Below are 26,321 nucleotides of genomic sequence, written 5' to 3' on the forward strand. Positions count from 1 at the left end.
ACTCGTCCTTGATCGCGTTGCGCGTTGTGATTCACTTGTTGGTCTCCGTCAAAGTCGCCATTCCGGATTCAGAGGTTGCCACCCCCAATGCATTCAGCTTGAAGCCCACCAGCGCGCGGTAGTCCACCTGCGGGTCCAGCAGCTTCCAGGCTTCCTGGTAGGCTGTGATCGCTTCGCTGGTCTTGCCCTGCTGCTGCAGCACATCCCCCAGGCGATCGGCCGCCAGGCCCTTGAATTCGGCAGGGAAGCTGCCACGCAGCACGGCTGCGGCGGCCTCCAGGTCTTTTTCTTCCATCAGCACCGCTGCCAGACGCAGCTTGGCCGTGGCCTGGTAGCCCTCGTCCTTGGTGTGGTCCACCACCCATTGCAGGGCCGACTTGGCCTCGGGCAGCTTGCCCGCCTTCACGGAGGACTGGGCCACCAGCAAGGCGGCATGCCCAGCCTGCAGGGTGCCGGCGTAGTCGGCCTTCACGGCATCGAACGCCTGGGCCACGCGGGCCTGGTCGCCGCTTTCCACGGCCACCGCCACCACATCGGCCAGGGCGGAGGCCTGCACCGCCTGGCGCTGCTGCCACATCTGCCAGCCATTCCAGGCGGCAAAGCCGCCCATCACAATCACGGCCACGCCGGTGATGGGGGTGCCCCACTTGTTCCAGAAGTGCTTGATCTGATCAAGTTGCTCTTGTTCTTCGAGGTCGAGATGCGTTGCCATACTGGGTGTTGTAAGAGATTCAAGCCTGAGATTGTAGGGTGGCGGCCCAATCGGCCACCTGCGCCAGCGGCTGCTGCACCTGGGCGCCCTGTCCATCGCGCAGCGATTTGACGGTCACCAGGCCCTGCGCCAGCTCGTCGGCACCGAAGATCAGCGCAAAGCGCGCGCCCGATCCGTCGGCCTTCTTGAACTGCGACTTCATCGAGCCCATGCCCTCGGCGCCAGCCGTGTGCATCTGCGCACGCACGCCCGCATCGCGCAACTGGGTCAGGGTGCGCAGCACCACGGGCATGGCGGCGGCATCGGGCACGATGGCATACACGTCCAGACCAGGCTCGGGGATGTCGGTGCCCAGCTCCTTGACCAGCTCCAGCACACGCTCCACGCCCAGCGCCCAGCCCACGGCCGGGGCCGGCTTGCCACCGACCTGCTCGATCAGGTAGTCGTAACGGCCACCGGCACAGATGGTGCCTTGCGAGCCCAGCAGGTCGGTCACGAACTCGAACACGCTGAGGTTGTAGTAGTCCAGGCCGCGCACCAGGCGGGGATTGACCGTCCAGGGCACGCCATTCGCGTCCAGGATGGCCTTCAGGCCGTCAAAGTGCGCCAACGATGCCTCACCCAGGTAATCCAGCAGCTTGGGCGCTGCGTTCACCATCTCCTGCATGGCCGGGTTCTTGGTGTCCAGCACGCGCAGCGGGTTGCTGTACATGCGGCGCTTGGCCTCTTCGTCCATGACCTCAGTGTGCTGCTCCAGGTAGGCAATCAGCGCCTCGCGGTGCGCCTTGCGCTCCTCGGGCTGGCCCAGGCTGTTGATTTCCAGGCGCCACTGGGTCAGGCCCAGGCGCTTCCACAGGGCCACGGCCAGCAGGATCAACTCGGCGTCCACGTCGGGGCCGGCAAAGCCCAGGGCCTCGGCGCCGATCTGGTGAAACTGGCGGTAGCGGCCGCGCTGCGGCCGCTCGTGGCGGAACATGGGGCCGATGTACCACATGCGCTTGCCGCCGTCGTACAGCAGGTTGTTCTCGATGGTGGCGCGCACCAGGCTGGCCGTGCCTTCGGGGCGCAGCGTCAGGCGCTCGCCGTTGAGCTTGTCCTCGAAGGAATACATCTCCTTCTCGACAATGTCCGTCACCTCGCCGATGCCGCGCACAAACAGCTGCGTGTGTTCGACGATGGGCGTGCGCACGTTGCGGTAGGCAAAGCGCCCCATCAGATCGCGCACCTGCGCTTCCAGCCACTCCCAGCGGGCGGACTCGCCGGGAAGGATGTCGTTCATGCCTTTGACGGCGGAGAGTTTGTCGGTCTTTGCCACTTCAGAAATCTCACCAAAAATACAGCTCTTCAAAAAGAAGAGCTGTTTGCGCTGGTTCAGCGCGGTTTTCAGAAACTTTTAACGTTGAAAGTATTTAAACACGCGCGCTGAAAGCTATTGTTTTATTCAAGCACCTGCGCCCCAGCGGCGCTGCACATAGGACTCGACGATGCCCTGGAACTCCTGCGCAATCCCCTCCCCGCGCAGCGTCATGGCTTTTTCGCCGTCGATGAACACCGGCGCTGCGGGCGCCTCGCCATTGCCCGGCAGGCTGATGCCGATGTCGGCATGCTTGCTCTCGCCCGGTCCATTGACGATGCAGCCCATGACGGCCACCTTCATCGCCTCCACGCCCGGGTACTTCATGCGCCACACTGGCATCTGGCCGCGCAGGTAGTCGTCGATCTGCTTGGCCAGCTCCTGGAAGGTGGTGCTGGTGGTGCGGCCGCAACCGGGGCAGGCCGTCACGCTGGGCACGAACACGCGCAGGCCCAGGCTTTGCAGAATTTCCGAGGCCACGACCACCTCCTGCGTGCGCGCTTCGCCCGGCTGGGGCGTGAGCGAGACGCGGATGGTGTCGCCAATGCCTTCTTGCAGCAGCACGGCCAGCGCGGCGGTCGACGCCACCGTGCCCTTGGTGCCCATGCCGGCTTCGGTCAGGCCCAGGTGCAGCGCGTAGTCGCAGCGGCGCGCCAGCTCGCGGTACACGGCAATCAGATCCTGCACCCCGCTGACCTTGCAGGACAGGATGATGTTGTCAGGGTTCAGCCCGATGCTCTGGGCCAGCTCGGCCGAGGTGATGGCCGAGGTGATCAGCGCCTCGTACATGACCTGGCGCGTTTCCCAGGGCTGGGCGCGCCGGCTATTCGCATCCATCAGCTCGGCCATGATTTCCTGGTCCAGCGAGCCCCAGTTCACGCCGATGCGCACCGCCTTGTCGTATTTGGCGGCGATCTCGATCATCTGGCCGAACTGCTTGTCCTTCTTCTCGCCCTTGCCCACGTTGCCGGGGTTGATGCGGTACTTGGACAGCGCCTCGGCACAGGCCGGGTAATCGGTCAGCAGGCGGTGGCCGTTGTAGTGGAAGTCGCCCACCAGCGGCACGTACTCGCCCATGCGGTCCAGCTGCTCGCGGATGTAGGGCACGGCCGCCGCCGCCTCCGGCGTGTTGACGGTGATGCGCACCATCTCCGAGCCGGCCTGCGCCAGCTGGCGCACCTGGATGGCGGTTTCCACCGCATCCACCGTGTCGGTGTTGGTCATGGACTGCACGCGCACGGGCGCATCGCCCCCGACAGTGACCACGTTGTTGCGCCACACCACACGGGCCTGGCGGCTGCGGCGGGGCAGCGGGGCAGCGAGCGCGATCGGCGACGCCTGGAATGTGTTGTCAGACACTTGTTACTTCACCTCGAACCGGGCCACATTGTTCTTGGCCGCAGCGGCCAGATCGAATGCAGCGCCATCAATCTGCAAGGTGGTGGCGCCGGCATTGCCCACCACCACGTGCAGAGGCCGTCCGGCGGCCGTGTCCTCAAACACATCGCCAGACTTCAAAATCTTTTCCATCACCACGCGCTGCTGCGCATCGCGCACCTGTACCCAGCTCTCGGCATTCGCGGTGAAACGCAGTTGCATGCCATTTGCCGCCGGAGCTGCGGCGGCAGCGGCTGTCGCAGCCGGCGTGGCAGGGGTGGCCACAGGTGCCGCGGCAGGCTCGGCGGCGCTGCTGGGTGCAGGGGCGGCTGGCGCAGCAGCCGAAGGGGCCACGGCCTTTTCCGCCACGGCGGGGGCCGCCTCCGCAGCAGGTGCAGCCTCGGTGGCTGCAGGTGCTGCGGCTTCGGGGGCAGGCATGAACAGCGGCTCAGCGGGGGCGGCCTCGCTCAGAGAGGTCTCGCCGCCGGCCGCGTCCTGGGCTTCCTGCCACTGCGGCAGGAAATACAGGCCGGCGCCACCGATGGCGGCAATCAGCACGGCGATCCCCAGTTTCACCGCACTGCCGGAGCCACTGTCCTGCGTGGGCGACATCAGGGAGCGCAGCGTCTTTTCCTTGAACGGCGTGTTGATGCCCTCGGGGTTGGACGCCAGCTTGGCCGCCTCGTGCTTGGGCAGGCCGGCCATCACCGGCGCCGAAGGAATCTGCAGCACCCGGCACACGCTGAGTGCCAGCGAACGCGTGAACACCGAATCCGTGAGCAAGTCCCAGCGGTCTTCCTCCAGGGCCTGCAGCTTGTGTGCCGGTACCTTGAGTGCGCCCGCCAAGGATTGCAGCGACACCTGTCGCTGCTCACGCGCCTGGCGCAGCATCTGCCCCGCACTGCTGCTGGGCAGCGTGCCCGTGCCGCCACCAACTTGTTGCTCTGCGTTGCTCACATCCACCACCTCAGTCATCAAACGCTCCCCGCTCAAACCGTTGCCATTCCTTGGAGTCAGGGAATCGCTTATGTAATTGATCCGCCAATTGCCGCATCGCCACCCGGTCCCCCAGGCTGCGCTCCACCTTGATGCCCAGCCACAGCGACTGCGCCGATGCCCATTGCCCATTGTTGATGCGACGCACATAGAAGCGCGCACGCTCGGCCTCACCCTGCGCCAGCAGGGCATCGGCAAAATTGTAGGCAACCGCAGGGCTGCCCGGCTCGATTTCGTTGGCTTTTTCCAGCGCCTGCAAGGCCTTGTCGATCTGACCAGCTTGGCGCAGGCACACCCCCTTGGCTAGCCAGATGCGTGCCACCGATTGGCCGCTGACACGCGGCGCACCCAAGGCAGCATCGAAATTGCCATCGGCCACCGCGAATTGCTTTTGCAGGCACTGCACCCAGCCCAGGTTGTACAGGCTGTCGGCATCGCCGGGGCGCAGGGCCAGGGCCTGCACAAAGCTCTGGTGCGCATTCTTGTAGTCCTGCAGGCTCAGGTAGATCCAGCCTTGCAGGTTGAAGGCATCGACGTAACGGGGGTAGGCCTGCAGCGCCTGGGCAATTTCGCCCAGCGCCACTTCGGCGCGGCCTTCCTCAAAGTGCAAGGCCGCCAGTTGCAAGCGCGTCTTGGCCAGGCGGTGCACCTCTGTTTCGGCGGCAGACCCGGGAATGGCCTCCGGCTTGACTGCCGCCGGCGTGGACACACACCCGGCCAAGATACATGCTGCCACCACCCCCACGCCCAGATGGGCCTTGCTGAATATCTGCTTCATGGGAATGAATGGGGCTGGCATGCACATCCTTGCGGTCAAGAAACGGTTACGAAATGGGCGTCAGCGGTATGGTACGTTGCTTTGCCATGCGTTCCGCAGCCCGGGTCCGGTCCTTGACATCGCCGGCGAGCTGCCCGCAGGCGGCATCGATGTCATCCCCGCGGGTTTTGCGCACCGTCGTCACGATGCCCGCATCGCTGAGCGCCTTGGCAAAGGCCGTCACCGCCGCATTCGAGGACCGCAGCAACCCGGAAGCCGGGAAGGGGTTGAACGGTATCAGGTTCAGCTTGCACCAGGGCTTGCCCTGGTGGCTGTATTTGCGCACCAGGTCGATCAGTTGCTGGGCATGCTCCGGCTGGTCGTTGACGCCGTCCAGCATGCAGTACTCGAAGGTGATGAAGTCGCGCGGTGCAAATTCCAGATAACGCACGCAGGCCTGCATCAGCTCGTCCAGCGGGTACTTCTTGTTCAAGGGCACCAGGTTCTCGCGCAAGGGATCGTTGGGCGCATGCAGCGACACTGCCAATGCCACGGCACAGTCCTGTGCCAGGCGGCCCATCATCGGCACCACGCCCGACGTCGACACGGTCACGCGGCGGCGCGACAGGCCGTAGGCATGGTCGTCCAGCATGGTGCGCAGCGCGGGGACCAGGGCCGTGTAGTTCTGCAGGGGCTCGCCCATGCCCATCATCACCACATTGGTGATGACGCGTTCATCGGTCTTAAGGTGCTTGCGCAGGAAATGCTCGGCGAACCACAGCTGGGCAAGGATTTCGCCCGTGGTCAGGTTGCGGCTGAAGCCTTGGTGGCCGGTGGAGCAAAAACGGCAACCCACGGCGCAACCGGCCTGGGACGACACGCACAGCGTGCCGCGATCATCCTCGGGGATGAAGACCGATTCCACCGCGTTGCCATCCCCCACGTCGAACAGCCACTTGATGGTGCCGTCCTGCGATTCGTGCTGGGTGATGACGGACAGGCCTTCGATGCAGGCGTTGCCCTTGAGTTTTTCGCGCAGGGACTTGGCCAGATCGGTCATCTGGTCGAAGTCGCTGGCACCGCGCTGGTGGATCCAGCGGAACAGCTGCGTGGCGCGAAAACGTTTTTCCCCCAGCGACTCGCAATATGCGGTCAGCCCCTGGAGGTCGAAATTCAAAAGATTCGTGGTCATATGCAGTACCTGGACCACTTACAGGGCGGCACTCCCATGCAGGGGTGCCGCCGTTACAGCAAGCACGGCCAGCATGGGAGACATGGTATTAACGTGCGTAGACGTTCATGCCAGGGAAGAAGAAAGCCACTTCGACAGCAGCAGTTTCAGCGGCGTCCGAACCGTGCACAGCGTTGGCGTCGATGCTGTCAGCGAAGTCAGCGCGGATGGTGCCGGCTTCAGCCTTCTTGGGGTCGGTAGCGCCCATCAGTTCGCGGTTCTTCAGGATGGCGTTTTCACCTTCCAGCACTTGGATCATCACGGGGCCGGAGATCATGAAGTCCACCAGGTCCTTGAAGAAAGGACGGGCAGCGTGCACAGCGTAGAACTGTTCGGCGTCGGCGCGCGACAGGTGCACCAGCTTGGCAGCGGCGATCTTCAGGCCAGCGCCTTCGAAACGGCTGTAGATTTGGCCGATCACGTTCTTGGCAACGGCGTCAGGCTTGATGATGGAGAGGGTGCGTTCGATAGCCATTTGGTTTTCCTAGTGAAAATGGAATGATTTTTTGCCGTATCGGCAAAACCCTTGATTCTAACGGGCCAGTGGGCAACCCTAGAAAGCGCTGACCTAGCCCAGCCAATCAGCGCCCGCCGCGCCGCGCGCCAGGCTTGCGCTTCGCCTGTGCGCGAGCACGCGCCAGGCTGTCGTGACCGATGTAGCCGACCGAGGTCTTCAACGGATCCGGCTGAACGGACGGCAATTGGTAGTCGTTGTTGCTGGTCCGCTTGGGCGCGGACTTGGCCTTGCGCCGCGCACGCAGCTCGCGCGCCTCTGCAGCGGCTGTCACCCGGGCCTTGGCACGTGAACCGGCACGATCCGACTCGCGGCGCGCACTGCCCTGCTGCACAGGCTTGCGCGGCTTGGCCATGGCGATGCCGGTGGCCTGGATCAAGGCCTGCACGTCCTGCTCGTCCAGCTCCATCCAGGCGCCACGGCGCAGGCCGCGGGGCAGCTGCATGGCGCCGTAGCGGATACGGATCAGGCGGCTGACGGCGCGCCCCACCGCTTCGAACATGCGACGCACTTCACGGTTGCGGCCTTCGGAGATGGTCACGCGGTACCAGACATTGGCGCCCTCACCCCCGCCATCCTCGATGGAACCGAAGGCGGCCTCGCCATCTTCCAGCTGCACACCACTGGTCAGCAGCTGCTTTTCTTCCTTGGTCAACGCACCCAGCACGCGCACGGCGTACTCGCGCTCCAGGCCGAAGCGGGGGTGCATCAGGTTGTTGGCCAGGGTGCCCGAGCTGGTGAACAGCAACAGGCCTTCGGTGTTCAAGTCCAGGCGACCGACCGACTGCCACTTGCCGTTGTGCAGCTTGGGCAGACGACGAAACACGGTGGGGCGGTTTTGCGGATCATCCAACGTCACCACTTCACCAGCCGGCTTGTGGTAAGCCAGCACGCGCACAGCCGGTGGATCGATGCGCACCTTGATGGGCTTGCCGTCCACCTTGATGCTGTCACCCAACTGGATGCGCTGCCCCACGTGGGCTGGCTCGCTGTTGACGGTGATACGCCCCTCGACAATCATGCGCTCCATCTCCAGGCGCGAGCCCAGGCCGGCCTGCGCCAGCACCTTGTGCAGCTTCGGCGACTCCACCTCGGGCTTGAGCACGCGTTTGACCATCGCGGACTCGGGCTGCGTCTCGGCCGCATCCAGCTCCCCGGCAATCACGGCCGCAAAATCGTAGCCAGATTCGGTATTCGAGACATCCGTCGAAACGAGCTGAGGGGCATTTGTCACTTCGGGCGCGGACGCACGGTCCACCTGTGGCTTGCGCTCGGTGCTGCGTGGCGCACGGCGAGCAGGCTTGTGTTCTTTGGTCATGATTTCCATTTCTGCGCCCGCCCATTCCTATCGGCACGACGCTTGCATTCAATACGAGGCAACTTGCCCCAGATTCAGGCGGGATCGGCCTCGCCGGTGTCCACCGCATCCACGGCAGCCGGCGCTTCCACCGGCACAAACACCTGGTCCATGGGCAACGCAGGTTCGGCAAACAGATCGTCGGGTGCGGTGTCCACAGCTACGGCAGGGTCTTGCGCCACCACGGCGTCGCCCGCCTCTGCATCCAGGGCGGAGAACAAGGTGGCCTGTGCCTCCGGCTCATCCAGCATGGGCAGCTCATCGAGCGACTTCAGCCCCAGATCATCCAGAAACTGGCGCGTTGTGGCGAGCAAGGCGGGACGCCCCACCGTTTCCCGGTGACCGATCTCTTCCACCCAGCCACGGTCTTCCAGCTGCTTGATGATCAGGCTGTTGACCGTCACGCCGCGAATGTCCTCGATATCGCCACGCGTCACGGGTTGACGGTAGGCGATGATGGCCAGGGTCTCCAGCACGGCACGGCTGTAGCGCGGAGGCTTCTCGGGGTGCAGCTTGTCGAGGAAGGCCCGCATTTCCGGGCGGCTTTGAAAACGCCAGCCCGAGGCCACCTGCACCAGTTCCACCCCACGCCCCACCCACTCCTGCTGCAGGCCCAGCAACAAGTCTTTGAGGGTGTCCGCCCCCAGGTTGCCATCGAACAGCGCGCGCAGATCCCGCAGCGGCAAAGGCTGCTGCGCACAGATCAAAGCGGTTTCCAGAACCCGTTTGGCGTCAACCGTATGCATGGTTCAAGCGCGGGATAGCCTCATCAAAAGAGGGGGATGGCAGACAGATGGACCGGACCCTCACGGGCAAGTGCACCAACAATCGCATGGGCACCCACAAGGCGCCCAGCTTCAGAATCAGGACGGATTGTAGCGCAGGCCCAATTCTTCGATGGCCCGCAGGAAATCCGCAGGCGGCTCGGCCGCCAGCTCCAGGCTCGCGCCTGTGACCGGATGGGCGAACGACAGGCGAAACGCATGCAGTGCCTGCCGCACCATGCCACCGGCCTGCGCGCCCCCGTACAAGGCATCGGCCACCAAGGGGTGCCCCAAGGAAAGCATGTGCACACGGATCTGGTGGGTGCGCCCGGTGTGCAGCTTGCAATGCACCAGACAATGCGCCTGCGTTGTATCCCAGCAGGTGATGTCGGTACGTGCTTCCTTGCCGGCATGCTGCGCCAGATCCACCACCGCCATGCGCAGGCGGTTGCGCGGATCGCGCCCGATCGGCGCATTCACCGCCTGCAGCTCCGGGCCGCTCCAGTGCTTGTGCGCCAGGGCCAGATAGCGTCGACTGACGTCGCGGCGTGCAATCAAGGCCACCAACGCGTCCATGGTGGCACGCGTCTTGGCGACGACCATCAGACCGCTGGTGTCTTTGTCCAGACGGTGCACGATGCCGGCGCGCGGCACGGCCGCTGCTCCGGCATGGTGGGCCAGCAAGCCGTTCAGCAAGGTGCCGCTCCAGTTGCCTGGCGCCGGGTGGACCACCAGACCGGCCGGCTTGTTGACCACCAGCAGGTGCTCATCCTCGTAGACAACGTCCAGCGCCATCGCCTCCGCCCGGAAGGACTGGCTTTGCGCCGTAGGACGCATCTCCACCGCCAGCACATCACCCAGCTTGACCTTGTGCGAGGCCTTAGTCACCCGGCGGTCATTGACCTGCACGGCCTCCTGCGCCAGCAACTGCTGCAGATAGCTGCGCGAGAACTCCGGCACCAGGTCCACCAGCGCCTTGTCCAGCCGGTTGCCGTGCTGCTCCAGGGACACCTGCAGCACGCGCAACTCCACCTCCGTCGTCGCGACCTCCACGTCGGCGGCATCGTCCTCAACGGACAGGTCATGATCGGGGGGCAAGGACGTTTCGCTCACACCAGCTCCTGGGTCAAAAGATGTCAAAACAAAAATGCCCGGTGCGGGTTGCACCGGGCATTTGCACCAGAGATCCGACAGACCTCCGGCCGCACATCAACGTGCAGGCAGATAGCGCGAAGGGTCGACCGGCTTGCCTTGACGGCGCACCTCGAAGTGCAGCTTGACGCGGTCGGCATCGCTGTTGCCCATCTCCGCAATCTTTTGCCCCTTCTTCACATTCTGGTCTTCCTTGACCAGCAGCTTCTGGTTGTGGGCGTAGGCCGTCAGGTAGGTGTTGTTGTGCTTGAGGATGATCAGATGCCCATAGCCGCGCAGGCCAGCCCCCGAATACACCACACGGCCATCGGCGGCGGCCATCACGGGATCGCCAGCCTTGCCGGCAATATCCACCCCCTTGTTGGTCGACTCGTTGAAGCCGGCAATCACCGGACCCGCAGCGGGCCAGATGAAGCCCAGACCGCTGGCATCGCCGCCCACCGAACCATTCTTCGCCGCGTCGGACGGAGGGGTCGCCACGGGTGTGGGCGTTGGAGCAGGTGCGGGCGCTGCGCTGCCCGAGCTGCCGGCCGGCGGCAAGGGCGTCGCCTGCACCTTGGTGCTGACCACGGGGCGGGCACCTTCACCATCCGCGCCCCCTGGCGGCACCACGCGCACCACCTGACCCACTTCGATCAGGTCGGGATTGGACAGATTGCTCCAGCGCGCAATGTCCTTCCAGCTTTGACCGTGCTCCAGGCCGATCCGGATCAAGGTATCACCAGGCTGCACCGTGTAGTAACCCGGCTTGCCCGCATTCTCTGCACCAGGCAGCGTGGCAGGGTCAACGCGCGCAGCGGACCCACCGCCCCAGCCACCACGGTCTTCCACCGGAGCCTTGTTCACCTGAGCGCACCCCACCAGCAATCCGCCAACCACCAAGACCGCACCCAAAGAACCAAGACCTCGCGATAACAACATATTCATTTCCCTTTCAGGCAATCCCCGATTTTAGGGGGACAAAGTGCACTGCCTCGAGCACGGATTCCGTAAACCCGTGCAACGTTTTATCGATCACCAGCAGCACCTGCTGACCGGCATTTCTCACCATGGGCGCAACCAGACGCCCTCCCACGGCCAGCTGATCCAGCCATGCCTGGGGGACGGCATCGCCGCCCGCGGCCGCAATGATGCCCGCGTAGGGTGCACCTTGCGCATACCCTTGCATTCCGTCACCAAACAACAGGTGCACATTCCTGAGTCGCAGCGGCCGCAAATTGTTCCGCGCTTTTTCATGCAGGCCGCGCAGCCGCTCGATGGAATACACCTCGCGCGCCACGCGCCCCAGCACCGCAGCCTGGTAGCCGCAGCCGGTGCCGATTTCCAGCACGCGCCCCAAGCCTCCCGGAGCACGCGCGCACTCGGCGCCTTCCAGCAGCTCGATCATGCGGGCCACCACGCTGGGCTTGGAGATGGTCTGCTGCAAGCCGATCGGCAAGCTGGTGTCTTCGTAGGCCTGGTTCACCAGGGCACTGTCCACAAACAGGTGCCGCTCCACGCCACCCATGGCAGACAGCACCGCCTGCGACTGGATGCCCGAGGCCGCCAGCCGCTGCACCATGCGCATGCGCACAGCCACCGAATCCAGCCCCCACCCCACGGGCGCCATCGCCGGGCGCTGGGTGGTGCCGGCCGCCACGGGCGTGCGCGCACCTGCTGCAGGTTTGGGCGCCGCGGAGGACGCAATCCATGCCGGGAAACCGGGCCGCTTGGGTTGGTTCATGCCGCGGCCCTCGCACCTGCGCTGCCATCCAGGCGGGAAGCCGTCTGCGCCCAATAGACCAAATGCTCATGGTCCGTCAGGTCCACCTTCAGCGGCGTCATGGACACATGACCCTGGGCGGTGGCATGGAAATCCGTCCCCTCCGCATCGTCCTTGGCCGCGCCCGCGCTGCCGATCCAGTACATGGTCTCTCCGCGCGGGCTGACCTGGGTGATCACGGGCTCGGCCGAATGGCGGCGCCCCAGGCGACACAGCTTGACGCCCCCCATCTGCTCCAGCGGCAGATTGGGAATATTCACGTTGAGCAGCCAGGGGGCCTGGCCCACCAGTTGCTGCTGCAGCATCTGCTGCACGATCTGCTTGGCCTTCTGCGCGGCCGCCTGCAGCTCGACCCAGTCGCGTTGCACCTGGGAGAAGGCGATGGCGGGCACGCCAAACAGGTAGCCCTCCATCGCGGCGCCCACCGTGCCGGAGTAGATGGTGTCGTCACCCATGTTGGCGCCGTTGTTGATGCCGGAGACCACCAGGTCCGGGCGGTAGCCCAGCAAGCCGGTCATGGCGATGTGCACGCAATCCGCGGGGGTTCCGTTGACATAGCGAAAGCCATTCGCGCCACGGTGCACGTACAGCGGAGAATGCAGTGTCAGCGCATTCGACTTGGCGCTGTTGTTGTGCTCGGGGGCGACGACCTCGGCTTCCACCCCCTCAATGGAAGTCAAGGCAGCGTGCAGCGCGACGATGCCGGGGGCCTGATAACCGTCGTCGTTGGAAATGAGAATCTTCATGGGCTCTAAACAGATTACACCGATTGTAGGTGGCATCCAGACAATCTCCAGCGGAGTATGAGGGCACACTTACACACCCTCTGGGCCGCGAGACCGCCCCGAAATTCGGCACACTCCTGAAATCCACCCCATAACTAGAAGGCATTGCTGTGGCCGCCCTCTCACCCGCTGAAATTGCACGCGACACCTTGAAGCTGCTGGCTTCGCGCCGGCTGCCCCCCACCCCGGAAAATTACCAGGCCATCTACGAAGAAGTCGCCGGCCTGCTGCCCAAGCTACCCTTCCCCAAGCCACCGCTGCGCCGCATCGCCAGCATTTTGCCCACCCAGACCCCGGCGCAAAAACGCATCACCCACGAGTTTGCCGCAGCGGTGGAAGCCGAAGACTGGACCGGCCTGCAAAGCGCCATTGCCAGCTTCGCCAAGCTGGACCTGGGCAATTCCACCTTGCTACCCCCACCCGGCCCCGTGACCGAGACCGTGCACGTCCTGCCCCCGGCCCTGGCCGACCAGATGGCGCGCATGATGGAAAGCACCCTGGCCGTGCTGGGCGATGAAGACCAGCGCATGCACGAGCTGACCGACCAGTTGGCCACTTTTTTGCGCACCGCGCCGCCGCCGCTGCCCGCGCTGGAGCAAATGCTGCACAACTACAGCTACCGGCTGTCCTTCACCGCCGAGGACCAGGCGCAGCGCCGGCAGAGCATGCTGGCCATGCTGCGCATGGTGGCCGAGCACATCGCCGCCATCGCCGCGCAGGACCAGACCCTGCAGCAACAGGCCCAGGCGCTGACGATCGCCATCCAGCAACCCTGGACCCTGGCACAGCTCGACACGATGCAGACGCACCTGAAGAACCTGCTGTTCCGCCACCTGCAGATCGAAGGCGCGCGCAACGATGCCTACCAGCAGCTCAAGCAGCTGCTGGGCGAGCACACCAGCCAGCTGGCCAGTCTGGGCAAGCTCAGCGCCACCCACGCCGAGGCCTTGCAGGACTGCGCCCAGCAGATCCAGCAGACCCAGGACCTGGGCAGCCTGGCGCAGGTGCTGGAATCCGTGGTCCAGTCCGGCCATGCCCTGGCTACCGAAAACCGCATGGCCCAGGCCCAGCTGGAAGATCTGCGCGCCCAGGCCCTGGCCCAGGAGCGCAAGATTGCCGAGCTGACCGACATCCTGACCCAGTTCGAGAGCAGCACCCGCCACGACCCACTGACGGGCGCCCTGAACCTGCAGGGTCTGCAGGAAACCCTGCAGGCGGAAGTGGCCCGCACCCAGCGCCATGCGCAGCATGTCAGCCTGGCCACGCTGCAGCTGGACCCGCTGGCGGCCACGGACCTGCCCAGCCAGGACCTGCCGCCGGCCGAGCTGGCCGCACTGACCCATGTGGCGCGGCTGGTGCGCAGCACCCTGCGCCCGCAGGATGCCCTGGGGCGGGTGAATGACCTGCAGTTCGCCATCGTCTTTCCGGCCACCGACCCCGGTGATGCCGCCCAGGCGCTGGCACGCCTACAGACCGAGCTGGCGCAGCGCCCGCTGTTGCATGCCGAACACAAGCTGGGATTGAGTTTCAGCGCCGGGCTGATCGCCGTGCGCAGCTCCGAGACCCCGGCCGAAGCCCTGGCACGGGCCACCCAGACCTGCGAACAGGCCCAGCGCATGGGACGTGCCCGCGTGGCACTGTCCTAATCACCGCTGGCGAAGGCGCGCCGCGTGCCGCCTTCAGCCCCACCCGCTGCATGGCATTGCACCACGCTGGTGCACAGGGTGCGCCAGTGCCCACTGCGGCGCACAGCCCGCACCTGCGCGATCCACAGGCCATGGGCCACGCAGCGCCCCGGCGTCTGGTACAAAACTGCTATCACATTTCGCAGATAGCTCCCATCGCATTCCCAGAATGCAACAGGGAAAACCCGCAATCAGCAAGCGCTAGCGCACATCTTGGTGCATAGTCCGCGCGCAGGACGTTCTGCCCCTGCGGCAGGACAGTCACATCTCGAAAAGTCATAGATGGCTTTTCAAAAAATCCAAAGACATTTGCCAGACAGCGCTTCATTTCAATGCGCTTCCAGCTATCTGCTTGATAGCTGCAGATATATGCATCACGCATAACTGGCAGTCACAAGTCTTTGACCTTCCAACTTAAGCGCTTTTGGTCATGTCCCTGCTGCAGCCGGACATGGACAGTCGCTTTGCTGCTTCTTGTGAAAGAGGACCCTTCATGCATGTGAACTTCAGTGCGTATTACACGCTCATCCTCGCCGTGCTGGTGCTGCTGCTGGGCAAGCTCCTGGTCTCGCGCATCCGCTTCCTGCGCGACTACAACATCCCCGAGCCCGTGGCCGGCGGTCTGGTGGTGGCCGCAGTCATCCTGACGCTGAACCTCTCGCTGGGCTGGACCTTCGGCTTCGCCACCGACCTGCAGACCGCCTTCATGCTGGTGTTCTTCTCGTCGATCGGCCTGAGCGCCAACTTCGCCAAGCTGCGCGAAGGCGGCATCGGCCTGGTGGTCTTCCTGGTGGTGATCTCCGGCTTCATCGTCGTGCAGAACGGCGTGGGCATGGGCATTGCGGCCGCCGTGGGGCTGGACCCCTTGATCGGCATCGTCGCGGGCTCCATCACCCTGGTGGGCGGCCACGGCACGGCCGGCGCCTGGGGCCCGGTGCTGGAAAAGGAATACGGCCTGACCGGCGCCACGACGCTGGGCATCGCCTGCGCCACCTTCGGCCTGGTCATCGGCTCGATCATGGGCGGCCCCCTGGCCAAGCGCCTGGTCACCCGCTACAAGCTGGCCAAGCCACGCAGCCTGAGCGAGCAGACCCGCGAGGACCTGCCCCCCGTCGTCGAAGGCAGCGATGCCCTGAACTTTGAAACGCCGAACAAGGCCCCCCGCCTGATCACCGCCGATGCCGCCATCGAAACCATGGCCCTGTTCGCCGGCTGCCTGGCCTTTGGCGAGCTGATGCGCAACCTGACCGCGGGTACTGCCTTCCAGATGCCCACCTTCGTGTGGTGCCTAGGTGGCGGCGTGATCATCCGCAACGTGCTGGACTACATCTTCGGCTTCAAGGTCTTCGACCGCGCCATCGACGTCTTCGGCAATGCCGCCCTGTCGCTGTACCTGGCCATGGCCCTGCTGTCCATGCGCCTGTGGGAACTGGCCGATCTGGCCGCGCCGCTGCTGATCATCATGGTGGCGCAGACGCTGGCCATGGCCTTGTTCGCCTACTGGATCACCTTCCGCGCCATGGGCAAGGACTACGACGCGGCCCTGCTGGCGGCCGGCCAAGTGGGCTTCGGCATGGGCTCCACGCCCACGGCCATCGCCAACATGCAGGCCATCACCAACCAGTACGGCCCCTCGCACAAGGCCTTCCTGATCGTGCCACTGGTGGGCGCCTTCTTCATCGACATCGTGAACGCCTTCCTGATCCAGGCCGCCATCAACCTGGTGCGTTAAGCACCCGCCCCGGGCGCAGCCACAGGCCTCGCACCGGAGTGGTCTGCCAGCACTCGGCGGTGTGTCCCCATCCAGGCGGCACGCCGCCGATAGCTGCGTGGCAGACCTACAGCCAAGCGCGCTGTTTTCACGCACACTGCAGGCATTCCCACCCACCAAGGAGACTGCCCTGTGCGTGATCTAAGCCACACCTTCCGACGCCCAGCCTGTGCGCTGGGCGTCGCCATTTCTGCCGCCTTGCTGGCGGCCTGCGGCTCGACATCCCCCAGTCAAACCACAGGACTGAACTACCAGATCCCCGCACAGCCCGAAGGCAGCTCTGGCTACACCGAGAAACCCGGCTGGGCCACCGAGCAATTCGCCGTCGCCGCGGCCAACCCGCTGGCCACCGATGCTGGCTACCAGGTGCTCAAGGCCGGCGGCAGCGCCATCGATGCCGCGATTGCCGTGCAAATGGTGCTGGGCCTGGTCGAGCCACAGTCCAGCGGCATCGGCGGCGGTGCCTTCCTGCTGCACGCCGCGGGCTCCCAGGTGCTGGCCTATGACGGGCGTGAGACCGCCCCGGCCGCCGCCACCGAGAACCTGTTCCTGAAGGCCGACGGCCAGCCCATGGCTTTCCACGATGCCGTCGTCGGCGGCCGCTCGGTGGGCACGCCCGGCGCTGTGCGCATGCTGGAGCTGGCCCACCGGGAACACGGCAAGCTGCCCTGGGCCAGCCTGCTGCAGCCAGCCATCCAGCTGGCCGAGCAGGGCTTCAAGGTCAGCCCGCGCCTGCACACCCTGCTGCGCAGCGAGAAATTCCTGCCCAGCGACCCCGTCGCGCACGCCTACTTCTATGGCGCCGACGGCCAGCCCCTGCCCGTGGGCACGCTGCTGAAGAACCCCGCATACGCCCAGGTGCTGCGCGCCATCGCCCAGCACGGCAGCCAGGCGCTGCACGAAGGGCCCGTGGCCCAGGCCATCGTCGACAAGGTGCGCAACCACCCCACCAACCCCGGCGTGCTGTCGCTGCAGGACCTGGCCGGCTACCAGCCCAAGAAGCGTCAGGCCCTGTGCCACGACTGGAACCTGCCCGCCAGCGCGCCCGGTGGCACCGCACGCAGCTACACCCTCTGCGGCTTTCCGCCGCCCAGTTCAGGCGCCATCGCCGTGGGCCAAATCCTGGGCATCCTGGGCCACACGCCCGCCGCGCACATGCCGCTGGGCAGCGACGGCCTGCCCAGCGCCGACTGGCTGCACTACTACACCGAGGCCGCACGCCTGGCCTTTGCCGACCGCGCCCTGTACGTGGCCGACCCCGACTTCGTCCAGCCCCCGGGCGGCAGCTGGCACACCCTGCTGGACCACCGCTACCTGCAGGAGCGCGCCCGCCTGATCGGCGCGCAGAGCATGCAGGTGGCCAAGCCCGGCAACCCGGCCCAGTTCAAGGTCGGCCATGCGCCCATGCCCGAGCAGATCGAATACGGCACCAGCCACATCAGCATCGTCGATGCCTTTGGCAACGCCCTGGCCATGACCACCACCATCGAGGACCAGTTCGGCAGCCGCCAGATGGTCCAGGGCTTTCTGCTCAACAACGAGCTGACCGATTTCAGCATGGCCCCCCGGGCCGCCGACGGCCAGCCGATTGCCAACCGCGTGCAGCCCGGCAAGCGCCCGCGCTCGTCCATGGCCCCCACCCTGGTCTTCGACAAGGCCACGGGCCAGGTCATCATGAGCGCCGGCAGCCCCGGCGGCGCGCAGATCATCCACTACACGGCCAAGACGCTGCAGGGCGTGCTGGGCTGGGGGCTGACGCCGCAGCAGGCCATCAACCTGCCCAACTTCAGCAGCCTGAACGGCCCGACCTTGCTGGAGGCGAAGCGCTTCCCCGCCGCCACCGTGCAGGCCCTGCAGGCACGCGGCGCCGAAGTGAAGGAGCAGGACCTGACCAGCGGCCTGCAGGCCATCACGCGCGGCGAAGCCCACGGCAAGCGCTTCTGGTTTGGCGGCGCCGATCCGCGCCGCGAAGGCGTGGTGATGGGCGACTGATGCCGGTGCAGTCCACCGTTTTCCACGACGCTTTAGCCTGTAGCGCTTATCCAGCAAGCGCTGAAAGCTATGCTTTTTAGCAAGACCACGCCCCAGCACCGGTACCGGCGCCTGCCGTGGCTCGGGGCTGCCGTGCTGGCGGGCGGGCTGGGCGCCTGCAGCCTGCCCGCCCCCGTCCAGCCGCCCCAGGCCACGCAGGCCATTGCCCCGGACGTGTCCGCACAGACCGCCCTGGGCCAGGCCCATGCGGCCTTGCGGCAGCAGGCGCAGGCCCCGGCCACGCACTCCGGCGTCTACGCCCTGGGCGATCCGCGCGAAGCCTTCGCCGCCCGCAGCCTGCTGGCCCGTGCGGCCCAGCACACGCTGGATGTGCAGTACTACATCTGGCGCCACGACAAGACCGGCCTGCTGCTGCTGCACGAGCTGCTGCTGGCCGCCGACCGCGGCGTGCGCGTGCGCCTGCTGCTGGACGACGGTGGCACCACCGGGCTGGACGACGCCCTGCAGGCCCTGCACAGCCACCCGAACGCCGAAGTGCGGCTGGTCAACCCCTTGCCCCTGCGCGGCTGGCTCAAGCCCCTGGGCTATGTCACGGACTTTCGCCGCACCAACCGGCGCATGCACAACAAGTCGTTCTCGGCCGACGGGCAGGCCAGCATCGTGGGCGGACGCAATGTCGGCAACGAATACTTCGGCGCCACCGATGGCGTCGTGTTTGCCGACCTGGACGTGCTGGCCATCGGCCCGGCCGTGCTCGCCATCGAGCAGGACTTCGACCGCTACTGGAACCATGTCGCCGCCTACCCCGTCGACCAGGTGGCGCGCCCGGTCGCCCCCGGGGCACTCGAGGGTTTGCGCCGCAGCGGCCAGGCGCTGGGGCAGTCACCCGCAGCCCAGGACTACCGCCAGGCGCTGGAGGCCACCCCTTTCGTGCAGCACCTGCTGCAGGCGCAATTGCCCATGGACTGGGCCGTGGCCCACCTGGTGAGCGACCCGCCCGAAAAAATCCAGGGCCAGGCCCCGAGCACCGCCCTCATCGGCGAGCAGTTGCGCCGCGCCATCGGCACACCCACGCAGTCGCTGGACCTGGTGTCGCCCTACTTCGTGCCCACAGCAGCCGGAGTCCAGGCCTTCGCCCAGCTGCGCGCCCAGGGCCTGCGCGTTCGCATCCTGACCAACGCCCTGGAGGCGACCGACGTGGCCATCGTGCACTCGGGCTACGCCAAGTACCGCAAGCCCTTGCTGCAAGCCGGCATCGCGCTGTACGAGAAACGCGGCGCACCGCCGGACTATGCCGAGGACGGCGACCGGCTGCGCCTGCAACTGACGGCCCTGGGCAGCTCCGGCAGCAGCCTGCATGCCAAGACCTTCGCGGTCGACGGGCAGCGGGCCTTTGTCGGCTCCTTCAACTTCGACCCGCGCTCGCTGCAGCTCAATACCGAGATGGGCCTGATGATCGAGAGCCCACGCCTGGCCCAGCAGATCAGCCACAGCTTCGACCAGACCATCCCGGCCCTGGCCTACCGCGTCAGCCTGAACGCGCAGGGACAACTGCGCTGGCACAGCGGCGTCGGCGATCCCGCGCCGGTGTACGGCACCGAGCCCCAGAGCCGCTGGCACCAGCGCCTGTCGCTCTGGTTCCTGGGTCTGCTGCCGATCGAATGGCTGCTGTGAAATTATTCATAGACTTGTCCAGAAGTCCGATGAACGGTACTACCATCGGCCTCCATGCCCCGCCAGAACACCTGTCCCGCCGACTTTCCGCCGTTCATCCTGTCGCAGATCGAGCAAGTGGCCCAGCAGATCGTCGCCACCCGCAAGGCGCGCGGGGAAACCCAGGCACAGTGGGCACAGCGGCTGGGCATCTCCCAACCGACCATGGCCCGCCTGGAGCGCGGTGACCCGGCGATTGCCACGGCCACCTATGTGATGTGCCTGTGGCTGGTCAACCCGCAGCTGGACCTGCGGCAGCTGCTGCCCTCGGGGCTGCCCGCAGTCCCCCCGGCACAGGCGGCGGCCACCCCAGCGCCAGCACAGAGCCCGCCACCATCGGCCGCCGACGAGCTGGCCGATCTGCTGGCGTCCTGGAGCACCCCGGCACTCTGAGCCCGCACCACGCAAGCCCCGTGCGCCCGACGCCTAATCCCCGAAGCGCTCGCGGTAGGCCACGGGCGTGATGCCCAGCCTTTTCTGGAACAGGTGGCGCAGCGCCTGTTCCGACCCCAGCCCCACCTTGGCCGCCACGGTCTTCAGGGGCAGATCGCCACGCGTCTCCAGCAACTGCTTGGCGCCCTCCAGGCGCGCGTTCTCGACAAAGGCGCTGGGCGTGACGCCGGTTTCCTGCTGGAACACGCGGCGGAAGTGCCGCTCGCTCATGGCAGCTTTGTCGGCCAGCAGCGCCTGCGGCATGGGCTGGTCCAGATGCGCCAGCACCCACTGCTGGACCAGGCGCACACCACTGTGCTGCACGGCCTGGCTGGCCAGCTGCACGCTGAACTGCGACTGCCCGCCGGGGCGCTTGAGGTACATCACCAGGTCGCGCGCCACCTCCAGCGCCAGCGCGTGGCCAAAGTCCTGCTCCACCACGGCCAGGGCCAGATCGATGCCGGCCGTGACCCCGGCCGAGGTCCAGTACGGCCCCTCGCGCACATAGATGGCGTCGGCATCCACCCGCACCAGGGGGTGGCGGCGCTGCAGCTCTTGCGCCACGCTCCAGTGCGTGGCCGCGCGACGGCCATTGAGCAGCCCGGCCTCGGCCAGGAAGAAGCTGCCGCTGCACAACGCAATGGTGCGCGCCACCTGGGGCGCCACACGCCCCACCCAGTCCACCAGCGGCGCGCTGGCCTGCAGCACCGTGGCAATGTGGCGCGCGCCCACCAGCAGCACGGTGCAGCCCGTGTCCTGCTCCACATCGGCCAGGGTGTGCGTGGCCTCCAGCGCCATCAGCGTGTCCGAGCGCACCAGCCCGCGCTGCGCGGCCACCACGCGCAGGGCATAGCCATCGGCCAGACCCTTGGCGCGCAGGTACACATTGGCGTACTCAAAGACCGACATCGGGCCGATGGCCTCCAGCGCCTTGAAGCCGGGGTAGACGACAATATCGACGCGGTGGGCGCCTGCGTGGCGGTGTTCCATATCAAAAAAAGTAGCTTAAAACACAGGTAAACAGAGGGCGACAGGCATTTTTGATTCAAAACCGGCCACCGCGCTACCGCCGACTATACGCAGGCCCGTACCTGCGCCCACGCGGCGCGTCTGGCAACCATCGCTACAGTTGGGGCATCGCCGCCTGCGCTGCCCACTCCCCGACCCATGATTCCCGGCCCTTTGTTTTCCTGGCCCCGTGGCTGGCTGCGGCGCTGGGCGCAGGCTTGCTGCTGTACCGCCTGCGGTGGTGTTGGCGCCACCGCCGCCTGCCCGCTGCGCAGCGCCCCCGCTTCTGGCGGGCGGGGATCGTGGCGCTGTCGGTGCTGGCAACGGTTGGCAGCCTCTGGGGGCTGGTGCTGGTGCACCAAGTCTGGCAGATCCAGCAGACGCTGGAGCAGCAGCACCGCTACCGCCACAGCCGCCAGCACTTCGTGCTGCCGCAGGATTTTCAGTATGGCGAGCTACTGATCCCCCTGGGCAGCCTGATCGACCGCTATGACCCGTTTGACCACGGTGAACCCCAACGACCGCTGAGCCTGCGCGGCTTACGGGCCGTGCGCTTCCCCCACCCGGTACAGGTGGCCGGCACCTGGGCCACGGCCATGGAGATCAACCCCACCCGGTTGGAGCTGGCGCACGACCAGCAAATTCGCCCTGTCGCCCACTTCGACCGCCAAGCTGGCGATGGGTATGGCGCCTGGGTCTCAGACCCCGCCCGTCCGGATCTGGACTGCCAGCAGGGCGAATACGCCTGGTTCCACCGGCCGTTGATCGACTACGACATCGAGGCCGAATTCGGCCAACCCGAGCCCGACGGGCCCGCCGCGCGCTTCCGCCCCAGCCAGTGGGCGGTGACGCACTGCGAAAGCAGCTGGGGACCCATCGAACTCCAGCCGGCCGGCCCTGCCGATGCCACACCCGTCTGGGGCGCGCTGCCACCGAACGCCGGCCCCTGAACACCGCGGCCGCCCGGATGCGCACCTGCATCTGCGGCCAACACACCTGCACCTGCGGCCATGGCCCGCCACCGCGGCCCGGCATGCTTTAGAGTCAGAGACTTGCACCGCGAAGCCGTCCCGCGCCTCGCCTTCCCACGCCTTCAACAGAAAGACCATCATGAAATCCCGCGCCGCCGTGGCCTTTAAGGCCGGAGAACCCCTGCAAATCGTCGAAATCGACGTCGCCCCACCTAAGGCAGGCGAAGTGCTGATCAAGATCACCGACACCGGTGTGTGCCACACCGATGCCTTCACCCTGAGCGGTGAAGACCCCGAAGGCCTGTTCCCCGTGGTGTTGGGCCACGAAGGCGCCGGCATCGTGGTCGAAGTGGGCGAAGGCGTGACCAGCGTCAAGCCCGGCGACCACGTAATCCCGCTGTACACCGCGGAATGCGGCGAATGCCTGTTCTGCAAGAGCGGCAAGACCAACTTGTGCGTGGCCGTGCGCGCCACGCAGGGCAAGGGCGTGATGCCCGACGGCACGACCCGCTTTTCCTACAACGGCCAGCCCATCTACCACTACATGGGCTGCTCCACCTTCAGCGAATACACCGTGGTGGCCGAGGTGTCGCTGGCCAAGATCAACCCCAACGCCAACCCCGAGCAGGTCTGCCTGCTGGGCTGCGGCGTGACCACCGGCCTGGGTGCCGTGAAGAACACCGCCAAGGTGCAGGAAGGTGACACCGTCGCCGTGTTTGGCCTGGGCGGCATCGGGCTGGCCGTGATCCAGGGCGCCAAGCTGGCCAAGGCCGGGCGCATCATCGCCATCGACACCAACCCCTCGAAGTTCGACCTGGCCAAGGTGTTTGGTGCAACCGACTGCGTCAACCCCAAGGACTTCGATAAGCCCATCCAGCAAGTCATCGTGGAGATGACCGGCTGGGGCGTGGACCACTCGTTCGAGTGCATCGGCAACACCCAGGTGATGCGTGCCGCGCTGGAATGCGCCCACCGCGGCTGGGGCCAGTCGGTCATCATCGGCGTGGCCGGCGCGGGCCAGGAAATCTCCACCCGCCCCTTCCAGCTGGTGACCGGCCGCAAGTGGCTGGGCTCGGCCTTTGGCGGCGTGAAGGGGCGCAGCGAGCTGCCCGGCATGGTGGAAGACGCCATGTCCGGCAAGATCCAGCTCGAACCGTTCGTGACCCACACCATGGGCCTGGACCAGATCAATGAGGCCTTCGATCTGATGCACGAGGGCAAGTCCATCCGCTCGGTGGTCAAGTACTGACCCGGCCAGGGTTGATGCCCCCCGCCACGGTGTTGCCACCGTGGCTTTTTTTATGGCCGGGCGACTGCGGCGGCGTCCTGGGCACGCCCGCAGAGCGCCAGCCCGGCTTACAGCCAGCGCCGCACTTGCTGCAGATAGCGGGTGTAGGGCGCGCCGAACTTCTGCGCCAGCATGCGCTCTTCCGGCACGATCTGGAAGCGGTTCATGTACAGCACAAACGCTGGCAGCACCAGCAGCGCCCCGGCATGGCCCAGCCACAGGCCCCGGCCCAGCAGCGCCAGGGCAAAGCCCAGGTACATGGGGTTGCGGCGGTTGCCATAGATGCCCGTGGTCATCACGCGGGACAAGGCCTGCGGCGTGGTCGGGTTCACTGTCGTGGCCGCACGGCGGAAGGCCAGCACCCCGGCCAGCGCCACGCCCGCCCCCAGCGCGATGGGCAGCGCCCCCCACCACCAGGGCACGGCCCACAGTGTGGCCGCCGGCCACACCGCAGCCATGCCCCCCATCAGCAGCCCACACACCAGCACCAGGGCTACCGGCGGCACCTTCAATTCCCAAGCATTCACCCGTGCTCTCCTTGTTGTCAGGGATGCAGGCATGGTGCAAAGACCGGCGGCCGGCGGGCTATGCCATGTCATTTGCTGCGGCTTCTGCTTGCGCCAGGCATCGCCTGCCGCCAAAGCCCGACAATCACCGCCTTTGCTGCTTTTTGGCCCTTCGCCCATGCCCTTCACCGCCCTTGGCCTTGCCCCATCGCTGGCCCATGCCGCCGCCTCCCAAGGCCTGATCGCGCCCACGCCGGTGCAGTCCCAGTCCATCCCCGCCGTGCTGGATGGCCAGGACCTGCGCGTCTGCGCGCCCACGGGCTCGGGCAAGACAGCGGCCTATGTGCTGCCGCTGCTGCAGGCCTGGATGCTGGGCGATGCCGGCCAGCGCTCCGGGCCGCGCACCACGCAGGCCCTGGTGCTGGTGCCCACGCGCGAGCTGGCCACCCAGGTGGCCGAGCAGGTCTACCACCTGGGCGAAGCCCTGGGACAGCGCCCCAAGGTGGCGGTACTGACCGGTGGCGTCTCCATCAACCCGCAGCTGATGGCGCTGCGCGGCGGCGTGGACTGGGTGATCGCCACCCCCGGGCGGCTGCTGGACGTGGTGGCGCACAGCCAGCTCAAGCTGCACAGCCTGCAGACCCTGGTGATGGACGAGGCTGACCGCCTGATGGACCTGGGCTTTGCCGAGGAACTGGAACAAGTGCTGGCCCTGCTGCCCGCCAAGGGCCAGCGCCAGACCCTGCTGCTGTCGGCCACCTTCGGCCCTGCCGTGCAAGACCTGGTGGCGCAACTGCTGTGCCCCGGCCACGCCAGCGTGGAAGTGGAAAACACCCACCAGCAAGACGCCACCATCGCCCAGCGCGCCCTGTATGTGGACGCCGCCCAGCGCACCAATGTGCTGCGCGCGCTGATCGTCCAGCACCCCGGCCAGCGCATGCTGGTGTTCGTGGCCAGCCGCTACAGCGCCGAGCATGTGGCCAACAAGCTGTATGCCAAGAAGATCTTTGCCACCGCCCTGCATGGCGAGCTGAGCCAGGGCGCGCGCCAGCGCGTGCTGCAGGAGTTCAAGGCCAACCAGTGGCAGGTGCTGGTGACCACCGACCTGGCGGCGCGCGGCATCCACATTGATGCCCTGCCCGTGGTCATCAACTACGACCTGCCGCGTTCGGCCGACGACTACACCCACCGCATCGGCCGCACCGGCCGCGCCGGCCTGTCTGGCACGGCCATCAGCCTGGTGTCCCCCACCACCGCCGCGCACTGGAAGCTGATTGCCAAGCGCAACCAGCTGCAGCTGGAGCTGGAAACACTGCCGGACCACCCCGTCACCGAAACCGTGCCCGAGCGCGCCGCGCACGAAGACGGCGACCGCGGCGGCGTCAAGGGCAAGCGCATGAGCAAGAAGGACAAGCTGCGCGCCGCGGCCGCCGCTGCCAACACGCCCGGCACCGGCAAGGCCTGAAGCCAGGCCTCGGGGCTGCGCGTGCTGAAACGGCACCGTCAGGTGCCATCCACCGCGGCGTCCTCGCTTTTGGCCGCATGCAGGGCCTCGGGCTCCAGCTCCTCTGCCGAGCGGTTCAGGTGCACGAACAGCCCCCAGCCCAGTAGCAGCACGCCCACGCTGGCGATGTGCAGCGCGGCATAGCGCAGGGTGGCCGGGTCTTCCTGGGCCTTGAAGGTGGCAATCAGGCCCTCAATGGCCAGGGCCACCACAATCACCACCAGAAACCGCGACAGGAAACGCCGCACCCGCGTGGGCCCGGCAATGCTGGCATCGCGCACCACCTCCTCCTCGACCACGGTCTGCGCAATCTGCAGCGCCACCACGGCCGCCGCCAGAGTGCCCAGGGCCTCCACCAGGTGCAAGGTGGCGCCGTCGTCCAGGCCCAGCACCAGCGTGCCCCAGCCCTTGCTCACGGCCATCCACAGCAGGGCCATCGACACCAGGGCGAACAGCAGCGCCATCAGCACATGCACCCCGACAAACAACGAATGAACCAGTTTCATGGGCCTGCCCCTCCAACATGGAAAAGGCGCATCTTTCCATTGCCACACCCCACCCCGCGTAGGACGGTGCAGGCAGGCGCCGGCAGTCCCAGTCCGGCAAGCACCCCGCCCCCATGGGGACAAGCGGAAGCCCCTACACTGCGCCACAGGCCCTGGCCAGCCTGCGCTGGCCCACAGCACCACA

The 26,321-nt window shown here is 66.4% G+C and carries 25 protein-coding genes; 8 read left to right on the forward strand and 17 right to left on the reverse strand.

Annotated features, from left to right (window positions below):
- Positions 1–31: 31 nt before the first annotated feature.
- The 13 genes from KAQ61_RS10645 to surE form a co-directional block, all read right to left on the reverse strand.
- The gene (locus KAQ61_RS10645) at positions 32–712 is read right to left on the reverse strand and encodes a YfgM family protein (RefSeq protein ID WP_042415674.1); all 681 of its coding nucleotides are present in this window, start codon (positions 710–712) and stop codon (positions 32–34) included.
- 19 nt (positions 713–731) lie between these two features.
- Complete coding sequence (gene hisS / locus KAQ61_RS10650) at positions 732–2,027, reverse strand: histidine--tRNA ligase (RefSeq protein ID WP_210929147.1); 1,296 nt, start codon at positions 2,025–2,027, stop codon at positions 732–734.
- 126 nt (positions 2,028–2,153) lie between these two features.
- Positions 2,154–3,425, reverse strand: a complete 1,272-nt coding sequence (gene ispG / locus KAQ61_RS10655; protein WP_045267103.1) for a flavodoxin-dependent (E)-4-hydroxy-3-methylbut-2-enyl-diphosphate synthase — start codon at positions 3,423–3,425, stop codon at positions 2,154–2,156.
- Positions 3,426–3,428: 3 nt separating this feature from the next.
- Positions 3,429–4,418, reverse strand: coding sequence for a helix-turn-helix domain-containing protein (locus tag KAQ61_RS10660; protein WP_210929148.1), 990 nt, complete (start codon positions 4,416–4,418; stop codon positions 3,429–3,431).
- Positions 4,411–5,217 (reverse strand): tetratricopeptide repeat protein, encoded by an 807-nt coding sequence (locus tag KAQ61_RS10665; RefSeq protein ID WP_210929149.1) that lies wholly within the window; start codon positions 5,215–5,217, stop codon positions 4,411–4,413. The genes KAQ61_RS10660 and KAQ61_RS10665 overlap by 8 nt, the downstream gene beginning before the upstream one ends.
- 46 nt (positions 5,218–5,263) lie before the next feature.
- A complete protein-coding gene (gene rlmN, locus KAQ61_RS10670; RefSeq protein ID WP_210929150.1) occupies positions 5,264–6,388 on the reverse strand; it encodes a dual-specificity RNA methyltransferase RlmN in 1,125 nt (374 codons plus the stop codon).
- A gap of 88 nt (positions 6,389–6,476) precedes the next feature.
- Positions 6,477–6,902, reverse strand: coding sequence for a nucleoside-diphosphate kinase (ndk, locus tag KAQ61_RS10675; protein ID WP_042415683.1), 426 nt, complete (start codon positions 6,900–6,902; stop codon positions 6,477–6,479).
- Positions 6,903–7,008: 106 nt separating this feature from the next.
- The gene (gene rluB / locus KAQ61_RS10680) at positions 7,009–8,259 is read right to left on the reverse strand and encodes a 23S rRNA pseudouridine(2605) synthase RluB (protein ID WP_244982865.1); all 1,251 of its coding nucleotides are present in this window, start codon (positions 8,257–8,259) and stop codon (positions 7,009–7,011) included.
- A 74-nt stretch (positions 8,260–8,333) separates the two neighbouring features.
- Positions 8,334–9,044, reverse strand: a complete 711-nt coding sequence (gene scpB, locus KAQ61_RS10685) for an SMC-Scp complex subunit ScpB (RefSeq protein ID WP_210929152.1) — start codon at positions 9,042–9,044, stop codon at positions 8,334–8,336.
- A 117-nt stretch (positions 9,045–9,161) separates the two neighbouring features.
- Positions 9,162–10,175, reverse strand: coding sequence for an RluA family pseudouridine synthase (locus KAQ61_RS10690; protein ID WP_210929153.1), 1,014 nt, complete (start codon positions 10,173–10,175; stop codon positions 9,162–9,164).
- Between the two features lie 96 nt (positions 10,176–10,271).
- Positions 10,272–11,135 carry a peptidoglycan DD-metalloendopeptidase family protein gene (locus KAQ61_RS10695; protein WP_210929154.1) on the reverse strand — a complete coding sequence of 288 codons (864 nt, stop codon included), beginning with the start codon at positions 11,133–11,135 and terminating at the stop codon, positions 10,272–10,274.
- Positions 11,136–11,148: 13 nt separating this feature from the next.
- Positions 11,149–11,937, reverse strand: coding sequence for a protein-L-isoaspartate(D-aspartate) O-methyltransferase (locus KAQ61_RS10700; RefSeq protein ID WP_183301864.1), 789 nt, complete (start codon positions 11,935–11,937; stop codon positions 11,149–11,151).
- Positions 11,934–12,722: a 5'/3'-nucleotidase SurE gene (surE, locus tag KAQ61_RS10705; RefSeq protein ID WP_043386562.1), complete on the reverse strand. Its 789-nt coding sequence runs from the start codon at positions 12,720–12,722 to the stop codon at positions 11,934–11,936. Before surE ends, KAQ61_RS10700 begins: the two co-directional genes overlap by 4 nt.
- Positions 12,723–12,871: 149 nt before the next feature.
- On the opposite strand from surE, the gene KAQ61_RS10710 reads away from it, so the two are divergent.
- A complete protein-coding gene (locus KAQ61_RS10710; RefSeq protein WP_210929155.1) occupies positions 12,872–14,407 on the forward strand; it encodes a GGDEF domain-containing protein in 1,536 nt (511 codons plus the stop codon).
- Positions 14,408–14,579: 172 nt separating this feature from the next.
- On the opposite strand, the gene KAQ61_RS10715 is transcribed toward KAQ61_RS10710, so the two are convergent.
- Entirely contained in the window at positions 14,580–14,828 is a 249-nt protein-coding gene (locus KAQ61_RS10715) for a hypothetical protein (RefSeq protein ID WP_210929156.1), read from the reverse strand.
- A 111-nt stretch (positions 14,829–14,939) separates the two neighbouring features.
- On the opposite strand from KAQ61_RS10715, the gene gltS reads away from it, so the two are divergent.
- From gltS to KAQ61_RS10735, 4 genes are all read left to right on the forward strand, one after another.
- Positions 14,940–16,178 carry a sodium/glutamate symporter gene (gene gltS / locus KAQ61_RS10720; protein WP_183301868.1) on the forward strand — a complete coding sequence of 413 codons (1,239 nt, stop codon included), beginning with the start codon at positions 14,940–14,942 and terminating at the stop codon, positions 16,176–16,178.
- A gap of 171 nt (positions 16,179–16,349) precedes the next feature.
- Positions 16,350–18,209, forward strand: a complete 1,860-nt coding sequence (locus tag KAQ61_RS10725) for a gamma-glutamyltransferase family protein (protein ID WP_210929157.1) — start codon at positions 16,350–16,352, stop codon at positions 18,207–18,209.
- A gap of 69 nt (positions 18,210–18,278) precedes the next feature.
- Positions 18,279–19,883 carry a phospholipase D family protein gene (locus tag KAQ61_RS10730; protein ID WP_210929158.1) on the forward strand — a complete coding sequence of 535 codons (1,605 nt, stop codon included), beginning with the start codon at positions 18,279–18,281 and terminating at the stop codon, positions 19,881–19,883.
- Positions 19,884–19,937: 54 nt separating this feature from the next.
- Positions 19,938–20,315, forward strand: coding sequence for a helix-turn-helix domain-containing protein (locus KAQ61_RS10735; protein ID WP_210929159.1), 378 nt, complete (start codon positions 19,938–19,940; stop codon positions 20,313–20,315).
- A 33-nt stretch (positions 20,316–20,348) separates the two neighbouring features.
- On the opposite strand, the gene KAQ61_RS10740 is transcribed toward KAQ61_RS10735, so the two are convergent.
- A complete protein-coding gene (locus KAQ61_RS10740; protein WP_210929160.1) occupies positions 20,349–21,344 on the reverse strand; it encodes a GlxA family transcriptional regulator in 996 nt (331 codons plus the stop codon).
- Between the two features lie 236 nt (positions 21,345–21,580).
- Here KAQ61_RS10740 and KAQ61_RS10745 point away from each other — a divergent pair, with 236 nt between their 5' ends.
- Positions 21,581–22,312 carry a hypothetical protein gene (locus KAQ61_RS10745; protein WP_244982866.1) on the forward strand — a complete coding sequence of 244 codons (732 nt, stop codon included), beginning with the start codon at positions 21,581–21,583 and terminating at the stop codon, positions 22,310–22,312.
- Between the two features lie 160 nt (positions 22,313–22,472).
- Positions 22,473–23,582: an S-(hydroxymethyl)glutathione dehydrogenase/class III alcohol dehydrogenase gene (locus tag KAQ61_RS10750; RefSeq protein WP_210929161.1), complete on the forward strand. Its 1,110-nt coding sequence runs from the start codon at positions 22,473–22,475 to the stop codon at positions 23,580–23,582.
- A 107-nt stretch (positions 23,583–23,689) separates the two neighbouring features.
- Here KAQ61_RS10750 and KAQ61_RS10755 read toward each other — a convergent pair whose 3' ends face one another.
- Positions 23,690–24,148, reverse strand: coding sequence for a methyltransferase family protein (locus KAQ61_RS10755; RefSeq protein WP_244982867.1), 459 nt, complete (start codon positions 24,146–24,148; stop codon positions 23,690–23,692).
- A gap of 157 nt (positions 24,149–24,305) precedes the next feature.
- Here KAQ61_RS10755 and KAQ61_RS10760 point away from each other — a divergent pair, with 157 nt between their 5' ends.
- Positions 24,306–25,592, forward strand: a complete 1,287-nt coding sequence (locus tag KAQ61_RS10760) for a DEAD/DEAH box helicase (RefSeq protein ID WP_210929162.1) — start codon at positions 24,306–24,308, stop codon at positions 25,590–25,592.
- 38 nt (positions 25,593–25,630) lie between these two features.
- Here KAQ61_RS10760 and KAQ61_RS10765 read toward each other — a convergent pair whose 3' ends face one another.
- Entirely contained in the window at positions 25,631–26,137 is a 507-nt protein-coding gene (locus KAQ61_RS10765; RefSeq protein WP_210929163.1) for a hypothetical protein, read from the reverse strand.
- Positions 26,138–26,321 lie beyond the last annotated feature (184 nt).

It is taken from the genome of Comamonas aquatica, from assembly GCF_018064205.1.
In the GTDB taxonomy this organism is placed as follows: domain Bacteria; phylum Pseudomonadota; class Gammaproteobacteria; order Burkholderiales; family Burkholderiaceae_C; genus Comamonas; species Comamonas aquatica.

Bases quoted from the DNA above. Each gene is read 5' to 3' on its own strand.
- KAQ61_RS10760 (WP_210929162.1), top strand. From the start codon at position 24,306: ATGCCCTTCACCGCCCTTGGCCTTGCCCCATCGCTGGCCCATGCCGCC.
- KAQ61_RS10660 (WP_210929148.1), bottom strand. From the start codon at position 4,418: ATGACTGAGGTGGTGGATGTGAGCAACGCAGAGCAACAAGTTGGTGGC.
- surE (WP_043386562.1), bottom strand. From the start codon at position 12,722: ATGAAGATTCTCATTTCCAACGACGACGGTTATCAGGCCCCCGGCATC.
- KAQ61_RS10740 (WP_210929160.1), bottom strand. From the start codon at position 21,344: ATGGAACACCGCCACGCAGGCGCCCACCGCGTCGATATTGTCGTCTAC.
- gltS (WP_183301868.1), top strand. From the start codon at position 14,940: ATGCATGTGAACTTCAGTGCGTATTACACGCTCATCCTCGCCGTGCTG.
- rluB (WP_244982865.1), bottom strand. From the start codon at position 8,259: ATGACCAAAGAACACAAGCCTGCTCGCCGTGCGCCACGCAGCACCGAG.
- KAQ61_RS10665 (WP_210929149.1), bottom strand. From the start codon at position 5,217: ATGAAGCAGATATTCAGCAAGGCCCATCTGGGCGTGGGGGTGGTGGCA.
- KAQ61_RS10715 (WP_210929156.1), bottom strand. From the start codon at position 14,828: ATGCGTGATGCATATATCTGCAGCTATCAAGCAGATAGCTGGAAGCGC.
- ndk (WP_042415683.1), bottom strand. From the start codon at position 6,902: ATGGCTATCGAACGCACCCTCTCCATCATCAAGCCTGACGCCGTTGCC.
- KAQ61_RS10765 (WP_210929163.1), bottom strand. From the start codon at position 26,137: ATGAAACTGGTTCATTCGTTGTTTGTCGGGGTGCATGTGCTGATGGCG.
- KAQ61_RS10735 (WP_210929159.1), top strand. From the start codon at position 19,938: ATGCCCCGCCAGAACACCTGTCCCGCCGACTTTCCGCCGTTCATCCTG.
- scpB (WP_210929152.1), bottom strand. From the start codon at position 9,044: ATGCATACGGTTGACGCCAAACGGGTTCTGGAAACCGCTTTGATCTGT.
- KAQ61_RS10645 (WP_042415674.1), bottom strand. From the start codon at position 712: ATGGCAACGCATCTCGACCTCGAAGAACAAGAGCAACTTGATCAGATC.
- KAQ61_RS10700 (WP_183301864.1), bottom strand. From the start codon at position 11,937: ATGAACCAACCCAAGCGGCCCGGTTTCCCGGCATGGATTGCGTCCTCC.
- KAQ61_RS10750 (WP_210929161.1), top strand. From the start codon at position 22,473: ATGAAATCCCGCGCCGCCGTGGCCTTTAAGGCCGGAGAACCCCTGCAA.
- rlmN (WP_210929150.1), bottom strand. From the start codon at position 6,388: ATGACCACGAATCTTTTGAATTTCGACCTCCAGGGGCTGACCGCATAT.
- KAQ61_RS10730 (WP_210929158.1), top strand. From the start codon at position 18,279: ATGCTTTTTAGCAAGACCACGCCCCAGCACCGGTACCGGCGCCTGCCG.
- KAQ61_RS10695 (WP_210929154.1), bottom strand. From the start codon at position 11,135: ATGTTGTTATCGCGAGGTCTTGGTTCTTTGGGTGCGGTCTTGGTGGTT.